The organism is Aquimarina megaterium XH134 (assembly GCF_000520975.1).
In the GTDB taxonomy this organism is placed as follows: domain Bacteria; phylum Bacteroidota; class Bacteroidia; order Flavobacteriales; family Flavobacteriaceae; genus Aquimarina; species Aquimarina megaterium.
The window spans coordinates 1-698 of record NZ_JACB01000137.1 but is presented as its reverse complement, the minus strand read 5'-3'; the positions used below and the strand labels follow the sequence as shown (position 1 = coordinate 698).

1 protein-coding gene is annotated in these 698 nt (G+C 37.0%); it reads left to right on the top strand.

What is annotated here, in order from left to right; all coding sequences use genetic code 11:
• On the top strand, positions 1-698 hold a 698-nt coding region (locus Z053_RS29590; RefSeq protein WP_035097274.1), incomplete at both ends, for a condensation domain-containing protein.

Below are 698 nucleotides of genomic sequence, written 5' to 3'. Positions count from 1 at the left end.
ATGCCATTGACCAGCAATGGTAAGATTGACAAGAAGAATTTACCGAGTATAGATACGTCACAGTTATCAGTACAGGAGTATGTTGCTCCACGTACAGAGGTTGAAGAACAATTGGTAGTTGTTTGGCAGGAGTTATTAGGAGTTGATAAGATTGGTGTGTTTGATAATTTCTTTGAGTTAGGAGGTCATTCATTATTAGCAACACGATTGGTTGCTATGATCCGCAAGGAGTTATCTGTCGAGATTGCTATTCGTGATATATTTGCATATCCTACGATATCTGGTTTAGGGCTTCATTTATCAGAGGTATCAGAAAGGACTGTTTTACCTACGATTATCTCACAGGATAAGCCAGAACGTATTCCATTATCATTTAGTCAGGAGCGACTGTGGTTTATAGATAAGTTAGAAGGTAGTATTGCCTATCATATTCCAGCGGTTTTACGTTTAGAAGGGCAATTAGATATAGTTATTTTAGAGGCTTCTTTACGAAGTATTATTTCACGTCATGAGGTATTACGTACTGTACTTTATGCTGAGGATGGAGTAGGATATCAAAAAGTGATTGCATCAGATGATTGGGTATTAACTAGAGAGATAATCGGAGATAAGACAATTATAGATGATAAGATCGCTGCATTTATAGCGCTTCCTTTTGATTTGTCATCGGATTATATGTTTAGGGCTTGTGTATATGA